3 protein-coding genes are annotated in these 3542 nt (G+C 71.0%); 2 read left to right on the top strand and 1 reads right to left on the bottom strand.

Going from position 1 to position 3542, the window contains the following annotated elements; genetic code table 11:
- Positions 1 to 852 (top strand): FAD-dependent oxidoreductase (locus G6026_RS17135; protein ID WP_241727953.1); only part of this gene is annotated, 852 nt, incomplete at its 5' end.
- Between the two features lie 64 nt (positions 853 to 916).
- On the opposite strand, the gene G6026_RS05620 is transcribed toward G6026_RS17135, so the two are convergent.
- Positions 917 to 2458, bottom strand: a complete 1542-nt coding sequence (locus tag G6026_RS05620; protein ID WP_182612465.1) for an MFS transporter — start codon at positions 2456 to 2458, stop codon at positions 917 to 919.
- 152 nt (positions 2459 to 2610) lie between these two features.
- Here G6026_RS05620 and G6026_RS05615 point away from each other — a divergent pair, with 152 nt between their 5' ends.
- Positions 2611 to 3384, top strand: a complete 774-nt coding sequence (locus tag G6026_RS05615) for a SurA N-terminal domain-containing protein (protein ID WP_182612464.1) — start codon at positions 2611 to 2613, stop codon at positions 3382 to 3384.
- The last annotated feature ends 158 nt before the right edge of the window (positions 3385 to 3542 follow it).

Genomic DNA, 3542 nt, shown 5'->3' with positions numbered 1-3542 from the left:
GCCGAGGACGAGATCGGCGGGCAGTTCCGCTACGCCATGCGCGTACCCGGCAAGGAGGAGTTCGCCGCGTCCCTGGCCTACTTCAGCCGACGCCTCGACGTTCTCGGGGTCCCCGTCCACCTGGGCCGACGTGCCACCGCCGCCGACCTGGGCGACGCCGACCACGTGGTGGTGGCCACCGGCGTCCGCCCACGGGAGATCACGATCCCGGGCGCCGACCACCCGATGGTCATGACCTACCCCGAGCTGCTCACCGGTGCCCGCAGGCCCGGGCGTCGCGTCGCGGTGATCGGCGCCGGCGGGATCGGGGTGGACGTCTCGGAGTTCCTCCTCGCCGGTGGGTCCGGACTGGCCCTCGACGGCCACCGCGCCCATGGTCACTCCACCGACGTAGAGGCCTGGAAGCGGCACTGGGGCGTGGTGGATCCCGCCGTCGAACGCGCGGGGCTGGGCACCGCCGTCCTGGCGGATCCCGCCCACGAGGTGCACCTGCTCCAGCGCAAGACCACCTCGATCGGCAACGGGCTGGGCAAGACGACCGGCTGGGTCCACCGCGCCGAGCTCAGGACCGGTGGCGTGCACCAGTACACCGGGGTCACCTACGAGAAGATCGACGACGACGGGCTGCACATCCTCGACGACGCCGGCCGGCCGCGGTTGGTGCCCGTGGACTCCGTCGTGGTGTGCGCGGGACAGGAGTCGGTGCGGGATCTCGCAGACGAGCTGATCCGGGCCCGGGGCGCGGAGAGCCGCGGACCGGGTGTCCACGTGATCGGCGGTGCGGATGTGGCCGCCGAACTCGACGCCAAGCGCGCCATCAAGCAGGGCGTGGAGCTGGCCGCGAGGCTCTGAGACCCCGCTCCACACCAGGCCTGCGAGCAGGCGCTCTGCTCAGCAGCCTCACTCAGCCCCTGAGTCAGGCGCAGCGCTTCTCCCGGCGGCGGTCGACGACGCTGAACGCCAACGCGCCCGCCGCCAACACCGCGATCAGTCCCAGCGCCGCCCGGAACGCCAGCAACCAGTCGTCCTGGGACTCGACGATCCAGAACAGCACACCGGGAACCACTGCCGTGCCGATCGCGGTGCCCATGCGCTGGCCCAGCGAGATGATGCTCCCGGCCACCCCGCCGTACGCGGGATCGACCGCGCGGACCGTGAGCGTCTGATTGGGCGAGATGGTCATGCCCTGCGCGGTACCCATCAGCGCGGCGGGCGCCATGAAGATCAGGTACCCCACCGCACCGGACTCCACCAGACCCGCGAGCAGGATGAACGTGCCCAGCGCGGTGAGGGTGAGACAGAAGCCCCCGATCACCAAACGCCGCCCGAGCGTGAGCACGAAACGCCCCGCCACCTGCGCGGACACCGCGGCGCAGATCGAGGCGGGAAGACTCACGAACGCGGAGTCGATCGGCGCGTACCCCAGGTGGAACTGCAGATACATGGGCATGACGATCCACAGGCTGGTCCCGCCCATGAAGTAGATCGAGACGATGATCATGCCGTTGCGGAACGCTGGATCGCGGAAGATCTCGGGATTGACCAGCGGCGGTCGACCGATGCGCTCGTAGCGGCGCTCCCACCAGGCGAAGGCCCCCAGGAGGGCCACCCCGAGCGGGACCAGGGCCCACATCGCGGGGTTCGCGCCGCGGTTGAGGAAGGGCAGCATCACCGAGAGGACGGCCGCCCCGAGCAGCACGATGCCGACCGGGTCCACGTCCAGACGCCTGGGACGCGTGGGCGGGGCGGCGGGAGCGGCGACCACGTCGCCGTCGTCCTCCTGGTAGCCCAACGCGCCGGCGCGCGCTCTCGATCCGCCGACGTCGCGTCCGTCGCGGTCGGTCCGGGGCAGCGCGCGGTCGTCGGGCAGCCACTTCTGCCCCAGCACCAGGGCGATCACGCCGAGCGGCACGTTGACGAAGAACATCGCGCGCCATCCCAGGTCGTCGCCCAGGGCCTCGATCAGCAGGCCACCGACAAGGGGGCCCGAGGCCGTGGCCACCGAGACCGTGGTGGCCATGGTGGCGAACGCGCGGGCGCGGGCCGCTCCGCGGAAGTACTTCTGGATGAGCCCGAAGGTCTGCGGGTTGAGCATCCCCGATCCGATGCCCTGCACCACCCGCGCGGCGTTGAGCATCTCGATGTTCTGGGCGAACCCGGCGAAGACGGCCCCGGCGGTGAAGACGGCGACGCCGGCGAGGAAGATCCGCTTGCGGCCGGTCGCGTCCCCGAGTCGTCCCGACGGCACCAACAACAGGCCGAACGACAGCGCATAGCCCGAGACCACCCACTGCAGGCCGGTGGACCCGGCGTCGAGAGCGGGGCCGATCACGGGAAGCGCCACGTTGATCACCGACAGGGCGAGCAGCGCCATGAACAGCGGGACCATCAGGGTGGTGAGCACCCGTGCCGTGCTCACGGGCGGTTCGGCCGCGGGAGTCACAGGGTGGTCGGTCACCCGGGCGATGGTAGCCCTGGTTCGACCGGGGCCGGCCGGCTGGCGAGCAGCGGGCGTATTCGCGCGCGTTCAGGGGTCCCGCGCACAGGCCCCGCCTAAGTCCGATGTGTAGCCTCGGCGGACTGATGCACCCATCAACGTCAGGAGATCGAGTGCTGAAGAACACGAGGAGGCTGGTCGCGGTCGCTGCGGGAGCCGTGCTCGTCACCGCGGGCTGCGGTGCCCCGGGCGACGGCGACGACGCCGCGCAGGCCGAGCCGACCGCCGCGACCGGGCAGGCCGACCCGCAGACCGACCCCGCGCAGGACGGCGCGGGCCCGAACACCGACGACATCCCCGATCCGGTGGCCGAGGTCAATGGCACCGAGATCACCAAGGACGAGTTCGTCACCGTCTTCGAGGGCCAGTATCAGCAGATGGCCATGCAGGCGCAGATGACCGGCCAGCCGGTGGACGAGGACCAGCTCAGGGCGCAGACCCTCGAAGGGTTGGTCGGGAGCGAGCTGCTGCGGCAGGAGGCACTGGAACGCGGACTCGAGGTCTCGGACGCCGAGATCGACACCGCGCTCGCCGGATTCGCCGAGTCCAACCAGGCCAGCGAGGACGAGTTCTTCGCCGCGATGGGCGAGCAGGGGCTGGACCGCGACGACGTGATGGACCAGATCGAGAAGCAGCTCCTGGTGGAGAAGCTCATCGTCGACGAGTACGGCGAGTTCTCCGCCACGGACGAGGAGATCGAGGCCGCCTACCAGCAGTTGGCGCAGCAGCAGGCGATGTCGGGCGGCCAGGCGGGTGGTGGACTGCCCCCGCTCGAGCAGGTGCGCGACGAGGTCGAGGAGCAGTTGGTGGCAGAGCAGCAGGCGCAGGCCATGCAGATGCTCTCCGAGGAACTGCGCGAGGGTGCGGACGTGACCGAGCACCTCTAGCGGATCCGGCCGTGAGGCGCCGGGGTCCGTGGTGGAATCGGTTCCATGGGTGCACCGGGTGGGATCCTCGCAGCCGGCGCCGCGGCAGTCGGCGCGACCTCAGCAGCGGCGCGGACGGCGGCACGGACTGCGACGCTCGCGGCGGCAGTGACGAGCCT

Origin of the sequence: Dietzia sp. DQ11-38-2 (assembly GCF_014145055.1) — a bacterium.
GTDB lineage: Bacteria > Actinomycetota > Actinomycetes > Mycobacteriales > Mycobacteriaceae > Dietzia.
This window is presented reverse-complemented; position numbering and strand designations above follow the sequence as displayed.